Genomic DNA, 17,814 nt, shown 5'->3' with positions numbered 1-17,814 from the left:
AATGCATCGGCAGTAGCGATTAGACGATACCCGAGTGCAGGCCTAGGCTTAAGGCTGACCTGCCTGCCGGTACCTGCCGATGACCATCAAACCCCCGGCCTGCGGGGCGTCCACGCCCCTGGCCGCGCCCGCTGCCAGCAACCGCTACGACTACCGCCAGCTTGACGACAACAGCCAGGGTGGCGCCGACCTCGCCGAAGAGGTGGCCCTGGCGATCGCCTACAACGGCATCAGCCAGGCGGTGATGCTGGTGAGCCCTACCGATCTGCACGACTTCATCGTCGGTTTCAGCATCGGCAGCGGCATCATCGCCTCCCCCGACGACATCTATGACGTGAGCTTCACGGCCAGCGGCTCGGCCATCCATGCCGAGGTGCAGATAGCCAGCCGCGCCTTCTGGAACCTCAAGAACCAGCGCCGCCAACTGGCCGGCACCAGCGGCTGCGGCCTGTGTGGCGTCGAGGCGGTGGAGCAGGCGCTGCCCGATCTGCAGGTGCTGCCCGGCGCGCCCCTGCCGCCGCCGCACTGGCTGGACGGCCTGCGCCAGCGCATCAGCGCCTTCCAGCCACTGGGCCAGCACTGCGGCGCGGTGCACGCGGCACTGTTCATGAACGATCAGGGCGAACTGCTGCTGGGCCGCGAAGACATCGGCCGGCACAACGCCCTGGACAAGCTGATCGGCGCCCTGGTGCGTCAGCACATCGCCCTCGACGGCGGCCTGGCGGTAGTCACCAGCCGCTGCAGCCTGGAGCTGATCCAGAAGGTGCTGCGCGCCGGCATCCAGACCCTGGTGAGCCTATCTGCGCCCACCGGCCTGGCGCTGCAATGGGCGCGCCGCCACCAGCTCAACCTTATCCACCTGCCGCACCACAGTGCGCCAAGGGTCTACAGCCCGGCGCAGGAGAGTCGCCCGTGAGCCTGCATCATCAAGCCGACCAGAAGCCGGTCCCCCGCTACAAGCCCTACCACGGCGCCGCCGGCGGCTGGGGCGCGCTGCGCAGTGTGGCGCAGGCCTGGATCGGCAGCGACAACGCGCTGAAGAACATCCGCGCCCTGCTCAAGACCAACCAGAACGGCGGCTTCGACTGCCCGGGCTGCGCCTGGGGCGACTCGCCGGAAAGCGGCATGGTCAAGTTCTGCGAGAACGGCGCCAAGGCGGTGAACTGGGAGGCCACCAAGCGCCGGGTCGATGCGGCCTTCTTCGCCCGCCACAGCGTCACCTCGCTGCTGGGCCAGAGCGACTACTGGCTGGAGTACCAGGGCCGTCTCACCGAGCCGATGGTGTACAACCCCTCCAACGACCGTTACCAGCCGATCAGCTGGGACAACGCCTTCGCCCTGATCGCGCGCCACCTCAACGGCCTGACCAGCCCCGACCAGGCGGAGTTCTATACCTCGGGCCGGGCCAGCAACGAGGCGGCCTACCTGTACCAGTTGTTCGTGCGCGCCTACGGCACCAACAACTTCCCGGACTGCTCGAACATGTGCCACGAAGCCAGCGGCGTGGCCCTGGGCCAGAGCGTCGGGGTCGGCAAGGGTACGGTGACCTTCGACGATTTCGAGCACGCCGACGCGATCTTCGTGTGGGGCCAGAACCCCGGTACCAACCACCCGCGCATGCTTGAACCGCTGCGCGAGGCGGTCAAGCGCGGTGCCCAGGTGGTGTGCGTGAACCCGCTCAAGGAGCGCGGCCTGGAGCGCTTCCAGCACCCGCAGCACCCGCTGGAGATGCTCACCAACGGTGATCGTCCGACCAACACCGCCTATTTTCGCCCCGCCCTGGGCGGCGACATGGCGCTGCTGCGCGGCATGGCCAAGTTCCTCCTGCAGTGGGAGCGCGAGGCGCAGGCAACAGGTGCGCCAGCGGTGTTCGACCATGCCTTCATCGCCGAACACACTGCGGCCGTGGAGGCCTACCTTGAAGTGGTCGAGGCCAGCAGCTGGGAGCAGATCGTGCAGCAGTCGGGCCTGGGCCTGGCCGATATCGAGCAGGCCGCACGCATGTATGCGCGGGCTGAAAAAGTCATCATGTGCTGGGCCATGGGCATCACCCAGCACCGTCACTCGGTGCCGACCATCCAGGAAATCGCCAACCTGATGCTGCTGCGCGGCAACCTTGGGGTGCCAGGGGCCGGGCTATGCCCCGTGCGCGGCCACAGCAACGTGCAGGGCGACCGTACCATGGGCATCAACGAACGCCCGCCGGTGGCGCTGCTGGATGCGCTGGAGCGCCGCTTCGGCTTTGCCGTGCCGCGCCACAACGGCCACAACACGGTGGAGGCGATTCGCGCCATGCTCGATGGCAAGGCGCGGGTGTTCATCGGGCTGGGCGGCAACTTCGCCCAGGCCACCCCAGACACCGAGCGCACTGCGCAGGCGCTGCGCAACTGCGAGCTGACGGTGCAGATCAGCACCAAACTCAACCGCAGCCACCTGATCCACGGGCAGCAGGCGCTGATTCTGCCGTGCCTGGGACGTACCGATATCGACCTGCAGGGCGAGGGCCCGCAGGCAGTGACGGTGGAGGACTCGTTCAGCATGGTGCATGCCTCCAACGGCCAGCTCAAACCGCTGTCGCGCCAGATGCGCTCGGAGCCGGCGGTGATCGCCGGAATCGCTGCCGCCACCCTGGGCAGCAAACCGGTGGACTGGCATTGGCTGGTGGCCGACTATGGGCGCATTCGCGAACTGATCGCCGACACCATTCCAGGGTTCGAGGGGTTCAACCAGCGCCTGCAGCACCCCGGTGGCTTCTACCTGGGCAACAGCGCCGGCCAGCGCCAGTGGAAGACACCCAGCGGGCGGGCCAACTTCAAGGCCAATGCGTTGCCCGACGACCTGCTGCACGAGAGCGTGCGCGCCAGCGGCCAGGTGCCGGACCTGATCATGCAGTCGATGCGTTCCCACGATCAGTACAACACCACCATCTACGGGTTGGATGACCGTTACCGTGGGGTCAAGGGGCAGCGCGACGTGCTGTTCGCCAACGAGGCGGATATCATCCGGCTGGGTTTCAACCCCGGTGACAAGGCCGATATCGTGTCGTTGTGGGGCGATGGCCGCGAGCGCCGGGTCAAGGGCTTCACCTTGCTGGCATTCGACATTCCGGCGGGGCAGGCGGCAGCGTACTACCCCGAGGTGAACCCGCTGGTGCCGCTGGAAAGCGTGGGCGATGGCAGCCATACGCCGACGTCGAAGTTCGTGGCTATCAGGATCGAGGCGGCCAGCGCCACGGCCAGGATCATCTAGGCCCCTTCGCCGGCAACGCCGGCTCCCACAGGGTCTTGCGGCGCATGCAGAACGCTGTGGGAGCTGGCTTGCCAGCGAAGAGGCCAGTTCGTTCAGCGCATAACTGCGGGCAAGAAAAAGGCCCTGGCATCACTGCCAGGGCCTTCGTCCCAAGTAAGCTCAGACCCGCAAAAACGCATTAAGTTTCACTGTAAAAACAGTAACTTATAAAATTGTATACACGTCGTGCCAATCGTCGGATTTGCGTTGCCAGCGCGTGTTGCAGAGCCTCAGGATCGCCTCGTCATCCCTTTGAGGCTCCCTTATGAAGTACTCCTCGATTCTGCTGTTGTCTCTCGGCCTGCTCAGTGGCGTTGCCTCGGCAGGTGGCTCCACCGAAGCCGGTATCGGCGGCGCATTGGGCGGGGTATTGGGTTCGGTGGTTGGCCAGTCGATCGGTGGCAGCACCGGTTCGGCCATCGGCGCCGGCCTGGGCGGTGCAGCCGGTAGCGCGGTAGGTGCCGACAAGCGCAGCCGCGGCGAGGCGGCCATCGGTGGCGCACTGGGTGCGGCCGGCGGCAACGTGGTGGGCCGCAGCGTGGGCGGCAACACCGGCAGCCTGATCGGCGCCGCAGCCGGCGGCGGTGCGGGCGGTGCACTGGGCAACTACATGGGCAACAAGAGCGACGACGAAGACCGCCGCTACAACAACCGCGGCCGCGGCTACGATGACCGCCGCCACTACCGCGATCGCGGCCACCACTACGGCCATCGCAAGCACGACAAACGCTGGCGTCACCGCTGAATTCCATCGACGCTGCCGGCCCCGCGCCGGCAGCGCCGCAGTTGTACCCGCAAACGTAGCAATCAAGCCATGTGCCATCACGCCATTGGCTTAAGCCATTCACCTAAGCCTTTCCCCGCCCCGCCCCCTGCGCGAAAACCTTCGAGCCTGTTGTTCGGCCAGCTTTCCAGCCTTTTATATTGACTGTCCGATCAACATCGGCAGGGGCCTGTTTGCGTCGGCTGTTTTGTGACTGACGGGTCGGCTTAAGGGGCGTCCCGATTTTGACGTCAAATAGCAATCGCTATGATCCGCCCCACCTTAAGCGACGCAGTGGGCGCACGGAATGCGGATGTACCTGGGAATATGGATCGGCACGGCCCTCGGCGCCTGCGGCCTGCTGCTCGACCTGCTGCCCCTGGGCCTGGCCGGGCTGTCGCTGGTGCTGCTTGCCAGCACCTTGCTGCGCCCGCGCCCCGTGGCACAGGTGGCTGCGGTCAGCGACGCGCCCATCGTGCTCGAACAGCCGCCACTGCACACCCTGCTGCCGGTGGTGGCGCCCAGCTGGATCGACAGCCTCCAACAGAGCCGAACCCTGCTGGGCGACAACATCAGCCAGTTGCTCGAACGCTTCGGCGCCATCAACCAACGCCTGGAACACAGCCTCAACGACGCCGACAACGTGCTGGCCAATGGCGGCGTGGGCGAGAACCTGCGCGAGGCCAACCAGCGCCTGCGCCGGGTCACCGAAAGCTTCGCCGCCAGCAGCCAGCGCCAGCATGAATTTCTGACCACCATCAATCATCTGGGCAGCTACGCCGGCCAGCTCCAGCAGATGGCCAAGCGCGTGCAGGAAGTTGCCAGCCAGACCAACCTGCTGGCNNTGGCGCTCAATGCCGCCATCGAAGCTGCCCGCGCCGGCGAGTTCGGCCGCGGCTTCTCGGTGGTCGCCGACGAGGTGCGCAAGCTCTCCAGCCTGTCGGCCGAGACCGGCCAGTCGATGGACGCCAAGGTGGGCGAGATCAACCAGTCGATCCAGTCCAGCATCGATGCCGCCACCGCGCTGGGCAGCGAAGAGCAGGCCAACCTGCGCGAGCTGGAGCAGGTACTCGACGAGGTGATCAGCGACCTGGGCGGTAACCTCGACGCCCTCGACGGCGCCTCGCGGGCGCTGCAACAGGATGCCCGCGCCACCCAGGCAGATATCCACGCGATCATGGTCAGCCTGCAGTTCCAGGATCGCGCCGACCAGATGCTCGACCACCTGCAGGCCGACCTGCTGCAACTGCTCGATGCCCTGGCGCACGACGACCCGCGCCTGCACGACCCGCAAGGCTGGCTGCAGCAATTGCGCCAGCGCTTCACCACCAGCGAGGAACGGGCTGGCCACAGCCAGTCGGCATCCAGCAGCGACGTGACCTTTTTCTAACTCCGGAAGCCCTGAACATGGCCAAGACCATCCTGATCGTGGACGACTCCGCCTCGATGCGCCAACTCGTGAAAATCAGCCTGGCCAGCGCCGGCCACCAGGTCATCGAAGCCTGTGACGGGCGCGACGCGCTGAACAAGCTCACCGGGCAGAAGATCAACCTGGTGATCAGCGACGTGAACATGCCCAACCTGGACGGCATCGGCCTGGTCAAGGCGCTCAAGGCGCGCAACGAATACCGCTTCACCCCGATCATGATGCTCACCACCGAAAGCGAGCAGGCCAAGAAGGCCGAGGGCCAGGCGGCCGGAGCGCGGGCCTGGATCGTCAAGCCGTTCCAGCCCCAGCAGTTGCTGGCGGCTGTCGAAAAGCTGATTGGCTGACGCGCATGTTCACACTCGCCGCAGCCACCGCCGACACCCCCGCACGGCTACGCCTGGACGGCGACCTGACCATCTATGAGGTGCGCGCCGCACGCGAGCAGCTGCTGGCCCTGTTGCCCGCTCAGCCAGTGCCCTGGCAACTGGACCTGGGCGGCCTGGGCGAGCTCGACAGTGCCGGCGTGCAACTGCTGCTGAGCCTGCACAAGACCCTCTGCGCAAATGGCCACGACGCCGAGGTGATCGCCCTGCCGGGCAACGCCCGGGCGTTGCTGGAGCTGCTGCGCCTGCCCGCATTGTGCCCGGCCGGTAGCCCCGTGCCGTGCGAGGAGTGAGCATGTTCGACGCCGAGCAATGGAGCCAGCTGCTGCAGGGCTTTCTCGAAGAGGCCCGCGACCTGCTCAAGGAAGCCGAAGACAGCCTGCTGCGCCTGGAAGCCCGCCCCGATGACGACGCGGCGATCAACGCGCTGTTTCGCGCCGTGCACACGCTCAAGGGCTCGGCGGGGATCTTCTCCCTCGACCCACTGGTGGCGCTGGCGCACCAGCTGGAAAACCTGCTGATGGGGGTACGCGACGGTGCGCGGGTGCTGGACGCTCCGCTCACCTCGTTGATGCTGCAGTGCATGGACGAACTGGGGGTGATGCTCGACAGCATCGACCCGCAGCAGGTCAGCATGCCAGCGCACACGCCACGCCAGGCCGCCCTGCTGACGGCATTGCAGGCACATCAGGGCGAGCTGCCCGCGTCTGTGGACAACCCGCTGGCAGCCCCGCACGGTGCGCCCCGCTTGCGTACCTGGCACCTGTCGATCCGCTTTGCCAGCGAGCTGCTGAGCAACGGCTTCGACCCGGCGGCGTTCATCCGCTACCTGGCGCGGCTGGGCGACATCCTCAGCCTGCAGACCCTCACCTGGGCCGTGCCGGAGCTCGACAGCCTCGACCCGGAGGCCTGCTACCTGGGCTTCGAAGTGAGCCTGCACAGCGACGCCAGCCGCGAGCAGCTCGAAGACGTGTTCGCCCTGGTGCAGGACTTCTGCACCCTGCGCCTGCAGGCCCAGGAGCCGACCGATACCGCCTTGCCGGCCGAACCCCGCGCACCGGCGCAAACGTTGGCGCCTGCAACCGCCACACCCTTGCCATCGATGCCCGCCGGCGAGCCGCGCACTGCCTCCAGCAGCCAGGTCAAGGTGGCTGCGCAAAAGCTCGACGAGCTGATCAACCTGGTCGGCGAGCTGGTCATCGCCACCGCCGGCGCCCAGATGCAGGCCCTGCGCAGTACCCACGCCGCCTGCATCGAAAGCGTGCAGGCGGTGCAGCAGCATGTGGAGCAGATCCGCGAGCGGGCGCTGAAACTGCGCATGGTCGAAGTGGGCGAGACCTTCAACCGCTTCCACCGCGTGGTGCGCGATGTGAGTCAGGCGCTGGACAAGCAGATTGCGCTGACCATCAGCGGCGGCGACACCGAGCTGGACAAGACCCTGATCGACCGCATCGCCGACCCGCTGGTGCACCTGGTGCGCAACGCCATCGACCACGGCATCGAGGCCCCTGCCGAGCGCCGCGCTGCCGGCAAGCCCGAGCAGGGTCAGCTGCGCCTGAACGCCTACCACGACTCGGGCATGATCGTGCTCGAGATCCAGGATGACGGGCGCGGCCTGAACACCACGAAGATCCGCGAGAAGGCCATCGCCCGCGGCATGCTCGACAGCGATTCGCCGATGAGCGAACAGGACATCCACCTGCTGATCTTCGAAGCGGGTTTTTCCACCGCCGAGCAGGTGTCCAACCTGTCCGGACGCGGGGTGGGCATGGACGTGGTGCGCAGCGCCATCGACCAGTTGCGCGGGGTCATCGAGATCGACTCCAGGGCCGGCCATGGCTGCACCTTCCGCATCCGCCTGCCGCTGACCCTGGCGATCATCGACGGGTTTCTGGTGAGCGTGGGCGAGGAGCACTTCGTGATCCCGCTGGACATGGTCACCGAATGCATGGAGGCCCCCACCAACCAGGCCGAGCAGGGCCACCTGAACCTGCGCGGGCGGCCGCTGCCGTGCATCGACCTGCAACCGCATTTCGGCCTGCCGCGCAGCGCCTGCGTGCGCCGCAACATCGTGGTGGTCAGCCAGGGCCGGCAGCATGCCGGGCTGATCGTCGACCAGTTGCACGGCGAACTGCAGACCGTGATCAAGCCCTTGGGGCAACTGTTCCAACACCTCAGTGGCATCAGCGGCTCGACCATCCTCGGCTCTGGCCAGGTGGCGCTGATACTCGATATCCCCAGCCTGTTCCGCCAGTCGCAGCAACGCGCCGAAGGCGAGACGCCGCACCTGTTGCCAAGCCCTTCCGGAGAATAGACATGCAGTTGATCAGCAATATGAAGATAGGCGTGCGCCTGACCCTGGGCTTTCTGCTGGTGGTGGCGCTGACCGCGCTCATCGGAGTCATCGGCCTGCGCAACCTGGAGCAGGTCAACGGCCTGTCGGACCGCATGTACGAGTTGGACGTGGCCGGCCTGAGCACCTTGCAGCAAGCCAACATCCAGCTGCTGATGGCCAACCGCGCCGTGCGCCAGAGCCTGCTCTCCACCACCGCCCAGGAGCGCGACCAGTCGGCCGCCACCGCCCGCGCGGCGATGGAAAGGACCCGCGAACTGCTGATCAAGGCGCGCGAGCACTTCATCACCAAGGAAGGCCGCGCCCAGGTGGAAAGAATCGACGCGCCGCTGCAGGCCTACATCAGCGTGGCCAACCAGTTGCTGGGGGTGCACCAGCAGTCGGGCGACCTGCAGATTGCTTCCGAAGCGCTGGCGTTGATGCCGCAGAACGTCGCGGCGGCCAACGTGGTCGACCAGTTGCTGGGTGAGGCCAGCGCTGCCAAGCAGGCGCGCGCCGGCGAGGCGAACGCCGAGATCAGCGTCATCTACGAACGCTCGCGGGTGCAGATGATCGCCCTGGTCGGCGCCGCAACCCTGATCGGCATGCTGATCGGCGTGCTGGTCACCCGCAGCATCACCCGGCCGCTGGCAGGCGCAGTGCAGGCCGCCGACCGCATGGCCGCCGGCGATCTGAGCCAGGACCTGGTAGTGACCCACAAGGACGAGACCGGGCAGTTGCTGGGCTCGATGCAGAACATGACCCTGCGCCTGCGCAGCATCCTGGGCGATGTACGCAGCGCCGCCGATGCGCTGTCGTCGGCCTCCGAACAGGTCAGTTCGACCTCGCAATCGCTGAGCCAGGCGGCCAACGAGCAAGCCGCCAGCGTCGAGCAGACCAGCGCTTCGGTCGAGCAGATGTCGGCCTCGATCGCGCAGAACACCGAAAGCGCCAAGGTCACCGACGGCATCGCCGGCAAGGCGGCCAACGACGCGGTGCAGGGCGGCGGCGCAGTGGGCGACACGGTGCTGGCGATGAAGCAGATCGCCGAGAAGATCGGCATCATCGACGACATTGCCTACCAGACCAACCTGCTGGCGCTCAACGCCGCCATCGAGGCCGCCCGTGCCGGCGATCACGGCAAGGGCTTTGCCGTGGTGGCCGCCGAGGTGCGCAAGCTGGCCGAACGCAGCCAGGTGGCGGCGCAGGAAATCGGCCAGGTGGCCTCCAGCAGCGTGCAACTGGCCGAACAGGCCGGCAGCCTGCTCAGCGAGATCGTGCCCAACATCCAGAAGACCTCGGACCTGGTGCAGGAAATCACCGCCGCCTCGCAGGAGCAGAGCAGCGCCGCCGGGCAGATCAACATCGCCATGGGCCAGATGAACCAGATCACCCAGCAGAACGCCTCGGCTTCCGAAGAGCTGGCCGCCACCGCCGAAGAGATGAACGCCCAGGCCGGCCAGTTGCAGGAGCTGATCGGCTTCTTCCGCTTCGAGGCCGGCAGCACTGCGCGTGCCCTGCCCCGGGTGGGCGAACCGCAAGTCGGCGCCTACAAGCCCACCCACAAGGCGCTGATCGATGAAGGCCAGTTCGTCAGCTTCACTTGACCGAGGCGTACCCATGCACACCCTAGAGTCTGCGGCGCCCGCGCCGCACCTGCCCACCAGTGTCCAGCACCTGACCTTTCGCGTGCGTGAGGCCGGCTATGCACTGCCCATCGAACTGGTGCGCGAGATCATCGAGTACGCCGAGATCACCCGCGTGCCGATGATGCCCGCCTACATTCACGGCGTGCTCAACCTGCGCGGCAACGTGGTGCCGGTACTGGACCTGGCAGCACGCTTCGGCATGGAACTGACCGAGGCCGGCAAGCGCACCTGCATCGTGATCATCGCCCTGCCCCTCGAGGACGGCGTGCAGCGCATCGGCCTGGTGGTGGATGCGGTGGACGCGGTACTCGACATCGACCCGCACGGGGTGGTGCCGGCGCCGCCGTTCGGCACCGGCATCCGTGCCGACTTCATTGCCGGCATGGCCCAGCAGGAGCAGGGCTTTTTGATCATCCTGAACATGCCCCAGGTGCTGTCGCTGGAAGATATCCGCTACCTCAGCCAGGCGGCGAAGGGCTCCTGAATGCCCTCGACCTTCAAACTGCCGGTGCTGGGCGAACAGGAGTTCAGCCGCCTGCAGACGCTGATGAGCAGCGCCTCGGGCATCCACCTGGCCAGCAACAAGCGCTCGCTGGTGGCCGGGCGCCTGATGAAACGCCTGCGTCACTACCACCTGGACAACTACCGCGACTACCTGCACCTGATCGAGCGCCCGACCCACAGCCGCGAGCGGCGCCTGGTGATCGACCTGCTGACCACCAACGAGACCTACTTCTTTCGCGAGTTCCCGCACTTCGAATTCCTTGGCCAGTGGCTGGGCCGGCGCAAGGGGCCGCTGCGGCTGTGGAGCGCGGCCTGCTCGTCGGGCGAGGAGCCCTACAGCCTGGCCATGACCGTGGCCGAGCACGCCACCGGCAGCGACTGGTCGATCCTGGCCAGCGACCTCAGCCAGAGCATGCTGACGCTGGCCGAGCAAGGCATCTACGACATCGCCCAGGCGCGCTACTTTCCCGATGGCTGGATGCAGCGCCACTGCTTGTGCGGGGTCGGCGACATGCACGGGCGCCTGCGCGTGCAGGCGCACCTGCGAGCGCGGGTGAGCCTGCGCGAGATCAACCTGGTGCAGCCGCTGCCCGAAGGCCTGGGGCCGTTCGACGTGATATTCCTGCGCAACATCCTGATCTACTTCGACACCCCGCAGAAACAGCTGATCGTGCAGCGCCTGGTCAACCAGCTGCGCCCCGGCGGGCTGCTGTTCATCGGGCACGCCGAAAGCATCCACGGCTTCGAGCTGCCGCTCAGGCTGGTGCACCCCTCGGTGTTCGAGCGCGTATGACCGAGCGTGCGGCGGCGCCGGTGCGGGTGTTCATCGTCGACGACTCGGCGCTGGTGCGCCAGGTGCTCAACCAGTGCCTGAACGACCACCCGCGCATCCGCGTGATCGGCATGGCCGCCGACCCGCTGTATGCCATCGAGAAGATGCGCCGGGACTGGCCCGATGTGCTGGTGCTGGACATCGAGATGCCGCGCATGGACGGCCTGACCTTTCTGCGCCAGATCATGGCCGAGCGCCCCACGCCGACCATCATCTGCTCGACCCTCACCGAAGCCGGCACCGACCTCAATCTCCAGGCCCTGGCCGCCGGGGCGGTCGGCGTGTTCACCAAGGCCCGGCTGGGCCTGCGCCAGAGCCTGGAAAACCTCGCCAGCGGGCTGATCCGCAGCATCGAGGAAGCGGCCCGCACCCGCCCGGTATTGTTACCTCTGTCGCAGGCGAAAGAAAAAACCAGTGCACTGCCTGCAACCCCAAGCAAAACCACCGAGCGAATCGTTACACTTGGCTGCTCGACCGGCGGCACCCAGGCGCTGGAGTTCATCCTGCGTCAGCTGCCGCGCGATTGCCCGGGCATCGTGATCGTGCAGCACATGCCGGCCAGGTTCACTGCCGACTTCGCCAGGCGCCTGAACAGCCTCTGTCAGATCGAGGTGCGCGAGGCCAGGCATCTGGACCGTGTCCACAGCGGCCTGGCACTGCTGGCCCCGGGGGGCCTGCACATGCAGCTCAAACGCAGTGGTGCGCACTACCTGGTGGAGGTGCTCGACGGTCCCGCCGTCAATCGGCACAAACCCTCGGTCGATGTCCTGTTTCGCTCCGCCGCCCGGCATGCCGGGGGCAATGCCCTTGGCATCATCATGACCGGGATGGGCGATGACGGTGCCCGAGGCCTGCTGAGCATGCGTGAGCAAGGCGCCGCCACCGTGGCACAGGACGAGGCCAGTTGCATCGTGTTCGGCATGCCCAAGGAAGCCATACGGCTGGGTGCGGCCCAGGCGGTGGAACCGCTGACACGGTTGCCGGCGCTGATCGCCCAGTTCAGCGACAACCCACGTGCCAGCTGAGCCATACACCGCCCCTTACCTTGCGACACAGGCCTACCTATGCTTTGCCGAATACTCCTTGCAGACGAGTCGCCCCTGTTCAGAGCGGGGCTGCGCGCGCTGCTCGAACAAAAACAAGATTACGCAGTGGTGGGTGAAACCGGTGACGGCGTGAGCGCCGTCGAGCTCGCCGAACAGCTCAAGCCCGACATCATCATGCTGGACATGGCGCTGGATGCGCTGGAGAGCGAAGAGATCCTGCGCGAGCTGTGCCTGCGCGTGCCGGCAAGCATGGTGCTGATGCTGTCGGCGCGCTCGGAGCTGGAGTTCGTGATGAAGTGCCTGCAGCAGGGTGCCCACGGCTTTCTGCTCAAGACTGCCACCGTGCTGGAACTGGAGCTGGCGTTGCAGGCGTTGAAGAACGGCGGCCAGTACCTGTCGTCGGCGGTGTTGCCGCTGGTGATCGGGCAGGCGGTCAAGCACAGCCGCAAACGCCATGCCGGCAGCAGCACCATGCAACTGACCACCCGCCAGCTGGAGATCCTGCGCCTGATTGCACGAGGCGAGTCGACCCGCTCGATTGCCGATGGCCTGGGCCTGAGCGTGAAGACGGTGGAGGCGCACCGCTCGCAGATCATGCACCGCCTGCAGATACACGACATACCGGGCCTGGTGCTGTTTGCGGTGCGCGAAGGCATCATCCGCATCAACGACTGACCGCGCCGGGTTTCAGCCTTGCAGGGCTACCAGGGCGCCTTGCAGGGCCGTCGGCAAGCTGGCGGGCTGGCCGGTGGCACGCTCGACGAACACCTGCACCATGCGCCCGGCGGCGCAGGGCTGAGCTTCACCGACCTTGAACAGGGCCAGTTGGTACTCCACCGAACTGCCGGCCACCCGCACCGCGCGCAGGCCGACTTCCAGGCATTCGGGGAAGGCGGCCGAGGCAAAGAAGTCGCACCCCGAACTGACCACGAACCCCACCACCTCGCCATCCTGCGGGTCGAGCCCGGCATGCTCGATCAGGTAGGCCTGCACGGCGCTGTCGAAGAAGGCGTAGACCGTGGCGCTGGCGATGTGGCCGTTGACGTCGTTGTCCTGCCAGCGGGTCGGCAGGGGGTGGACGTGGGGGTAGTGGTGGCGTTCGGGGAGGTGGGTCATGGGTGGCCTGTACCGGGCGGAAAAGGTAGAGAAGCTTCCCACACTTGTGATTCAACTGCTCACAGCGATCTGCTGTCGAGCCAACAAGGCTGACAACGCCGATCTATCAGGCCGTGGTGCGTTGCAGCAGATGTAGGAGCGGGCCTTGCCCCGCGATGCGCCGCGCGGGCGGCGCTCGGTCTGGAGTGCACTGGTGAAATCAAGGCATGCGCTTTCAGCACCCTGATGCACTTTCAAGGCAAGTAGCTGTGATCTCCTTCAATTAGGTCCGGCCGAGGATCTCGGTGGCGCCTATGTGCCCGGCAATGCATTTCTAGCGCACTGGGTATTGAGCGCCGCCCGCGGCGCTTCGCCGGCAAGGCCGGCTCCTACATCTGCTGCAACGCACCATGGCCTGACAGATAAGCGCTGCAAACCTTCATTGCTGGTACAAACGAAAAAGCCGCCCATTCGGGCGGCTTTTTCTCAGCTGGCGAGCAGCAACTTACAGTTGCGGACCCGCTGCCTTGATGGCGTCGGAAACGTCGAACTTCTTGAAGTTCTCGATGAACAGCGAAGCCAGGCCCTTGGCCGCTTCGTCGTAGGCAGCGCTGTCAGCCCAGGTGTTGCGCGGGTTGAGCAGTACGGTTTCAACACCCGGTACCAGTTTCGGCACGTCCAGGTTGATGATGTCCAGGTGCTCGGTTTCAGCACCGACCAGTGCGCCGCTCTGGATGGCCGCGATCACCGCACGGGTGGTCGGGATGTTGAAGCGCTTGCCCACGCCGTAGCCACCACCGGTCCAGCCGGTGTTGACCAGGTACACCTTGGAACCGAAACCACGGATACGCTTGATCAGCAGTTCAGCGTATTCGCCAGCCGGACGCGGGAAGAACGGCGCGCCGAAGCAGGTGGAGAAGGTCGACTTGATGCCGCTGCCCGAACCCATTTCGGTGGAGCCCACCAGCGCGGTGTAACCGGACAGGAAGTGGTAGGCCGCCTGCTCTTCGCTGAGGATCGATACCGGTGGCAGTACGCCGGTCAGGTCGCAGGTCAGGAAGATCACTGCGTTGGGCTCGCCACCCAGGTTCTTCTCGGAACGCTTGGCAACGTGCTCGAGCGGGTAGGCCGCACGGCTGTTCTGGGTCAGGCTGACATCGGAGTAGTCAGCGTGCTTGGCGTCGTCGATGACGACGTTTTCCAGCACGGCGCCATGCTTGATGGCTTTCCAGATGACCGGCTCGTTCTTCTCCGACAGGTCGATGCACTTGGCATAGCAACCGCCTTCGATGTTGAACACCACGCCCTCGCCCCAGCCGTGCTCGTCGTCACCGATCAGGTAACGGCTTTCGTCGGCCGACAGGGTGGTCTTGCCGGTGCCCGACAGGCCGAAGAACAGGGTCACGTCGCCTGCTTCGCCGATGTTGGCGGCGCAGTGCATCGGCAGCACGTCGGCAGCCGGCAGCAGGAAGTTCTGCACCGAGAACATGGCTTTCTTCATCTCGCCGGCGTAACGCATGCCAGCGATCAGTACCTTCTTCTGGGCGAAGTTGAGGATCACGCAACCGTCGGAGTTGGTGCCGTCACGCTCGGGCACGCATTCGAAGTTGGCGACATTGAGCACTTGCCACTCATCACGACCGGCCGGGTTGTACTGCGCCGGGTTGATGAACAGGCAACGGCCGAACAGGTTCTGCCAGGCAGTCTGGGTGGTCATGCGTACCGGCAGGTAGTGCTCGGCGGCCGCACCTACGTGCACGTGGGAAACGAAATGATCCTGGGCGTTGTTGAACGCCTCGACGCGGTCCCACAGGGCATCGAACTTGTCGGCCGGGAACTTGCGGTTGATCGGGCCCCAGGCGATGGCAGACGAGGTGGACGGCTCGTCGACGATGAAACGGTCGACCGGCGAACGACCGGTGCGGTGACCAGTTTTCACGACCAGCGCGCCCGTATCGGCCAGCTCGCCTTCACCGCGGTTCAGCGCTTCTTTTACCAGTTCATCGACGCTCAGGTCGGTGTACACGGTGTTGTTGGCTTGCGTCATGAGATTCCCCATCCGGCCTGCGGCCGAGTGCTCCGAACGTTTTGTAGTAGAGCTTTTAAAACTACTACAGCGAAAAAAGTGGCGGGATTATGCCAGAAACGCCCAAAAAAAGTAGGGCCCTCCTGTCAGAACGGCGTGTTTCCGGCGTTCGACAGGAGATTTACCTGAGCTTAAACGTTTTAGTGACGAGTATCTGACGGTGCGTCAACACCCCCGCCGGCGAACAATTGTGCGATTTCGGTTTCATCGAACAGGTAGCGCTGGTTGCAGAACTGGCAGTCGATTTCGATCGCCCCGCCATGCTCGGCCGCCAGGGCCAGGGCATCGTCCTGGCCGAGGCTGACCAGCGCGTTGCCCGAGCGCTCACGCGAGCAGCTGCAGCGGAACTGCAGCGGCTGGATATCGAACAGGCGCACGGCATCTTCGTGGTACAGACGGTGCAGCACGGTCTCGTTGTCCAGGCCCAGTTGCTCTTCGGCCTTCAGCGTATTGGCCAGGGCCGTGACGTGCTTCCAGCTGTCTTCGCGATCGTCCTCGTCCTTCTGGCGGTCGGCCGGCAACTGCTGCAGCAGCAGGCCGCGGGCGCGCTGGCCATCGGCGTTGAGCCAGAAGCGCGTGCCCACCTGCTGGGACATCACGAAGTAGTTGGTGAAGCACTCCGAGAGGTTCTCGCCATCCAGGTCGACAATGCCCTGGTAGCGCTGGCCCTGCGCCGGGTCGATGGTCAGCGCCAGCTGGCCATCGGGCATCAGGTCGCCCAGGGTGGCATCGGGGGCGATCTGCTCGGCGTGGTAGCGCGCCAGGCCACGGATGTCGCGCTCGCTGGAGCACTCGATCATCAGCAGCGGGATCGGCCCTTCGGAGCGTGCCTGCAGGATCAGCAGGCCGTCGAACTTGAGCGCGCCCACCAGCAGCGCCGCCGCGGCCATCAGCTCACCGAGCAGTTGCGCCACCGGCTGCGGGTAGGGGTGCTTGGCCAGGACTTCGGCGTAGCTGCGCTCGAGCGAAACCAGTTCGCCGCGTACGTCGCGCTCGTCGAAGATGAAGCGTTGGGTGAAGTCGGTATCTGGCAAATCGGACATGGTTTCTGGCTTTCTGAAAGATGACAAAATAATTTCAAGGGCCTATAAAGCCCCGTTTAGAGCACCAGAATGGTGCGAACGATAGCGCTGTAAAAGAGGTAGTTTATGGACAATCCACCCCTGTTCCAAGCCAGGTGGGCTTGGGGCCCCCTGTGTCTGGCTACGTTGATTCCCGTTGCACTACTGTGTTTCTGGTTATGGCCCGTTGGCCAGGCCCTTTGCATGGCGCTCGACGAATGGCTGTTCCACGCCCTCAATCGCCCACTGGCCGACAACACCCTGTGGCGCAGCATCTGGACCCTGGGCAGCCTGCGCCCGTTCGACATCGTGGTCGGGCTCATCATGCTGATGCTGCTGATTCGCGGCGACTGGGTATTCAAGGCCGTCGAGGTGCGCCGGGCTTTTTTCGGCTTCCTGGTGACCCTGCTGGTGCTGGTGGTGATCCGCGCCCTGTTCTCCAAGCTGGTACGCCTGATGGGCTGGCAGCACCATAGCCCGTCGATGGTGTTCAGTGACGCCATCATGCTCAGCGACTACTACCCGGCGCTCGAAGCGCGCTGGGAGCTCAAGGACCGTTCCAGCCAGAGCTTCCCCGGCGACCACGCCTCGGTGCTGCTGCTGTGGGCACTGTTCATGAGCCTGTTCAGCCGCCGCCTGATGCAGCATGTGCTGATCTGGGCACTGGCGGTGCTGTTCATGCTGCCACGCCTGGTGGCGGGTGCCCACTGGGGCCAGGACGACTATATCGGCGGCCTGGGCATGGCCATCCTGGCGCTGGGCTGGAGTTACTATACGCCGTTTGCTGCCCGGACCAGCGCCGGCCTGGTGCGTGCCACCGCGCCCTTGTTCGGTTGGCTGGCACGGCTGCCGCTGCTCGGCCGCCTGAGCGTGATCGGCGCGCGGGGCTAACCGGCGCTGTCGTGCAACTGATGTAGCTGGCGGCGCTGCTTCTTGGTGGGCCGCCCGTCGGTGCTTACCCCAAGGGCGCCGGCCTTGCGCAGCGCCGCGGCCTGCTCGCGGCGTGCCAGGCTCTGTGCGGTCTCCTCGTACAGCGCCTGTGCCTCGGGTGCGCCGCGGCGCACCACCGACAGCGCCGTGACTACCACGGTACGTTCGTCGAAACCGGTACGCAGCACGAACTCGTCACCCACCCGCGGCTCCTTGCCCGGCTTGCAACGCTCGCCCCGACAATGCACCTTGCCGCTCTCGATCGCCGCCTTGGCCAGGGCGCGGGTCTTGTAGAAGCGCGCCGCCCACAACCATTTGTCCAGGCGAACCTTGTCGTCCTCTTCCGGCTTTTGTGCCATGGCATTTCCCCGATTCATTTGTTTCATGGAACTGTACTACCGTAACTGGCGGATGCA

Annotated in this window: 17 protein-coding genes; 13 read left to right on the top strand and 4 right to left on the bottom strand. The window is 65.7% G+C overall.

Translation table 11 applies throughout. The annotated features are described in order from the left end of the window. Positions 1-79 precede the first annotated feature (79 nt). The 12 genes from fdhD (at position 80) to B4I46_RS09070 (ending at position 12,901) form a co-directional block, all read left to right on the top strand. On the top strand, positions 80-916 hold the full coding sequence (fdhD, locus tag B4I46_RS09125; RefSeq protein WP_054915920.1) for a formate dehydrogenase accessory sulfurtransferase FdhD: 837 nt from the start codon (positions 80-82) through the stop codon (positions 914-916). Continuing rightward, positions 913-3,249, top strand: coding sequence for an FdhF/YdeP family oxidoreductase (locus tag B4I46_RS09120; RefSeq protein ID WP_054915919.1), 2,337 nt, complete (start codon positions 913-915; stop codon positions 3,247-3,249). Before fdhD ends, B4I46_RS09120 begins: the two co-directional genes overlap by 4 nt. A 304-nt stretch (positions 3,250-3,553) precedes the next feature. Beyond that, positions 3,554-4,033 carry a glycine zipper domain-containing protein gene (locus B4I46_RS09115; RefSeq protein ID WP_043861639.1) on the top strand — a complete coding sequence of 160 codons (480 nt, stop codon included), beginning with the start codon at positions 3,554-3,556 and terminating at the stop codon, positions 4,031-4,033. Positions 4,034-4,358: 325 nt separating this feature from the next. Next, entirely contained in the window at positions 4,359-5,441 is a 1,083-nt protein-coding gene (locus B4I46_RS09110) for a methyl-accepting chemotaxis protein (RefSeq protein ID WP_414708927.1), read from the top strand. Positions 5,442-5,458: 17 nt separating this feature from the next. Further along, positions 5,459-5,824, top strand: coding sequence for a response regulator (locus B4I46_RS09105; RefSeq protein WP_043861637.1), 366 nt, complete (start codon positions 5,459-5,461; stop codon positions 5,822-5,824). A gap of 5 nt (positions 5,825-5,829) precedes the next feature. Beyond that, positions 5,830-6,156 (top strand): STAS domain-containing protein, encoded by a 327-nt coding sequence (locus tag B4I46_RS09100; RefSeq protein WP_058541680.1) that lies wholly within the window; start codon positions 5,830-5,832, stop codon positions 6,154-6,156. A 2-nt stretch (positions 6,157-6,158) separates the two neighbouring features. Continuing rightward, the gene (locus B4I46_RS09095) at positions 6,159-8,177 is read left to right on the top strand and encodes a chemotaxis protein CheA (protein ID WP_286899793.1); all 2,019 of its coding nucleotides are present in this window, start codon (positions 6,159-6,161) and stop codon (positions 8,175-8,177) included. 2 nt (positions 8,178-8,179) lie between these two features. Beyond that, the gene (locus B4I46_RS09090) at positions 8,180-9,802 is read left to right on the top strand and encodes a methyl-accepting chemotaxis protein (RefSeq protein WP_286899791.1); all 1,623 of its coding nucleotides are present in this window, start codon (positions 8,180-8,182) and stop codon (positions 9,800-9,802) included. A gap of 13 nt (positions 9,803-9,815) precedes the next feature. After that, on the top strand, positions 9,816-10,328 hold the full coding sequence (locus tag B4I46_RS09085) for a chemotaxis protein CheW (RefSeq protein ID WP_043861633.1): 513 nt from the start codon (positions 9,816-9,818) through the stop codon (positions 10,326-10,328). After that, the gene (locus B4I46_RS09080; protein WP_043861632.1) at positions 10,329-11,141 is read left to right on the top strand and encodes a CheR family methyltransferase; all 813 of its coding nucleotides are present in this window, start codon (positions 10,329-10,331) and stop codon (positions 11,139-11,141) included. Then, a complete protein-coding gene (locus tag B4I46_RS09075; protein WP_054915916.1) occupies positions 11,138-12,205 on the top strand; it encodes a protein-glutamate methylesterase/protein-glutamine glutaminase in 1,068 nt (355 codons plus the stop codon). The genes B4I46_RS09080 and B4I46_RS09075 overlap by 4 nt, the downstream gene beginning before the upstream one ends. Positions 12,206-12,244: 39 nt before the next feature. Beyond that, positions 12,245-12,901 (top strand): response regulator, encoded by a 657-nt coding sequence (locus tag B4I46_RS09070; RefSeq protein WP_043861630.1) that lies wholly within the window; start codon positions 12,245-12,247, stop codon positions 12,899-12,901. A gap of 12 nt (positions 12,902-12,913) precedes the next feature. On the opposite strand, the gene B4I46_RS09065 is transcribed toward B4I46_RS09070, so the two are convergent. The 3 genes from B4I46_RS09065 to hslO all read right to left on the bottom strand — a co-directional run bounded on the left by B4I46_RS09065 (position 12,914) and on the right by hslO (position 16,450). Further along, a complete protein-coding gene (locus B4I46_RS09065; RefSeq protein WP_078481606.1) occupies positions 12,914-13,342 on the bottom strand; it encodes an acyl-CoA thioesterase in 429 nt (142 codons plus the stop codon). Between the two features lie 484 nt (positions 13,343-13,826). Then, positions 13,827-15,368 carry a phosphoenolpyruvate carboxykinase gene (locus tag B4I46_RS09060; RefSeq protein ID WP_043861627.1) on the bottom strand — a complete coding sequence of 514 codons (1,542 nt, stop codon included), beginning with the start codon at positions 15,366-15,368 and terminating at the stop codon, positions 13,827-13,829. A 179-nt stretch (positions 15,369-15,547) separates the two neighbouring features. Next, positions 15,548-16,450: an Hsp33 family molecular chaperone HslO gene (gene hslO / locus B4I46_RS09055; protein ID WP_043861626.1), complete on the bottom strand. Its 903-nt coding sequence runs from the start codon at positions 16,448-16,450 to the stop codon at positions 15,548-15,550. A gap of 105 nt (positions 16,451-16,555) precedes the next feature. Between hslO and B4I46_RS09050 the strand changes: the two genes are divergently transcribed. After that, on the top strand, positions 16,556-17,359 hold the full coding sequence (locus tag B4I46_RS09050) for a phosphatase PAP2 family protein (protein ID WP_058541684.1): 804 nt from the start codon (positions 16,556-16,558) through the stop codon (positions 17,357-17,359). Here the strand turns inward: B4I46_RS09050 and B4I46_RS09045 are convergent. Then, on the bottom strand, positions 17,356-17,757 hold the full coding sequence (locus B4I46_RS09045) for an RNA-binding S4 domain-containing protein (RefSeq protein WP_043861624.1): 402 nt from the start codon (positions 17,755-17,757) through the stop codon (positions 17,356-17,358). The two genes, B4I46_RS09050 and B4I46_RS09045, sit on opposite strands and share 4 nt — an antisense overlap. Positions 17,758-17,814: the final 57 nt, after the last annotated feature.

The sequence above is a fragment of the Pseudomonas sp. UBA7500 genome, from assembly GCF_002478435.1.
Taxonomy (GTDB): domain Bacteria; phylum Pseudomonadota; class Gammaproteobacteria; order Pseudomonadales; family Pseudomonadaceae; genus Aquipseudomonas; species Aquipseudomonas palmensis.
Note: the sequence above shows the minus strand (reverse complement) of the source record. Positions and strands in the feature narration are given on the sequence as shown.

Bases quoted from the DNA above. Each gene is read 5' to 3' on its own strand.
- B4I46_RS09065 (WP_078481606.1), bottom strand. From the start codon at position 13,342: ATGACCCACCTCCCCGAACGCCACCACTACCCCCACGTCCACCCCCTG.
- B4I46_RS09100 (WP_058541680.1), top strand. From the start codon at position 5,830: ATGTTCACACTCGCCGCAGCCACCGCCGACACCCCCGCACGGCTACGC.
- B4I46_RS09085 (WP_043861633.1), top strand. From the start codon at position 9,816: ATGCACACCCTAGAGTCTGCGGCGCCCGCGCCGCACCTGCCCACCAGT.
- B4I46_RS09045 (WP_043861624.1), bottom strand. From the start codon at position 17,757: ATGGCACAAAAGCCGGAAGAGGACGACAAGGTTCGCCTGGACAAATGG.
- fdhD (WP_054915920.1), top strand. From the start codon at position 80: ATGACCATCAAACCCCCGGCCTGCGGGGCGTCCACGCCCCTGGCCGCG.
- B4I46_RS09050 (WP_058541684.1), top strand. From the start codon at position 16,556: ATGGACAATCCACCCCTGTTCCAAGCCAGGTGGGCTTGGGGCCCCCTG.
- B4I46_RS09115 (WP_043861639.1), top strand. From the start codon at position 3,554: ATGAAGTACTCCTCGATTCTGCTGTTGTCTCTCGGCCTGCTCAGTGGC.
- hslO (WP_043861626.1), bottom strand. From the start codon at position 16,450: ATGTCCGATTTGCCAGATACCGACTTCACCCAACGCTTCATCTTCGAC.
- B4I46_RS09105 (WP_043861637.1), top strand. From the start codon at position 5,459: ATGGCCAAGACCATCCTGATCGTGGACGACTCCGCCTCGATGCGCCAA.
- B4I46_RS09070 (WP_043861630.1), top strand. From the start codon at position 12,245: ATGCTTTGCCGAATACTCCTTGCAGACGAGTCGCCCCTGTTCAGAGCG.
- B4I46_RS09060 (WP_043861627.1), bottom strand. From the start codon at position 15,368: ATGACGCAAGCCAACAACACCGTGTACACCGACCTGAGCGTCGATGAA.
- B4I46_RS09090 (WP_286899791.1), top strand. From the start codon at position 8,180: ATGCAGTTGATCAGCAATATGAAGATAGGCGTGCGCCTGACCCTGGGC.
- B4I46_RS09080 (WP_043861632.1), top strand. From the start codon at position 10,329: ATGCCCTCGACCTTCAAACTGCCGGTGCTGGGCGAACAGGAGTTCAGC.
- B4I46_RS09095 (WP_286899793.1), top strand. From the start codon at position 6,159: ATGTTCGACGCCGAGCAATGGAGCCAGCTGCTGCAGGGCTTTCTCGAA.
- B4I46_RS09075 (WP_054915916.1), top strand. From the start codon at position 11,138: ATGACCGAGCGTGCGGCGGCGCCGGTGCGGGTGTTCATCGTCGACGAC.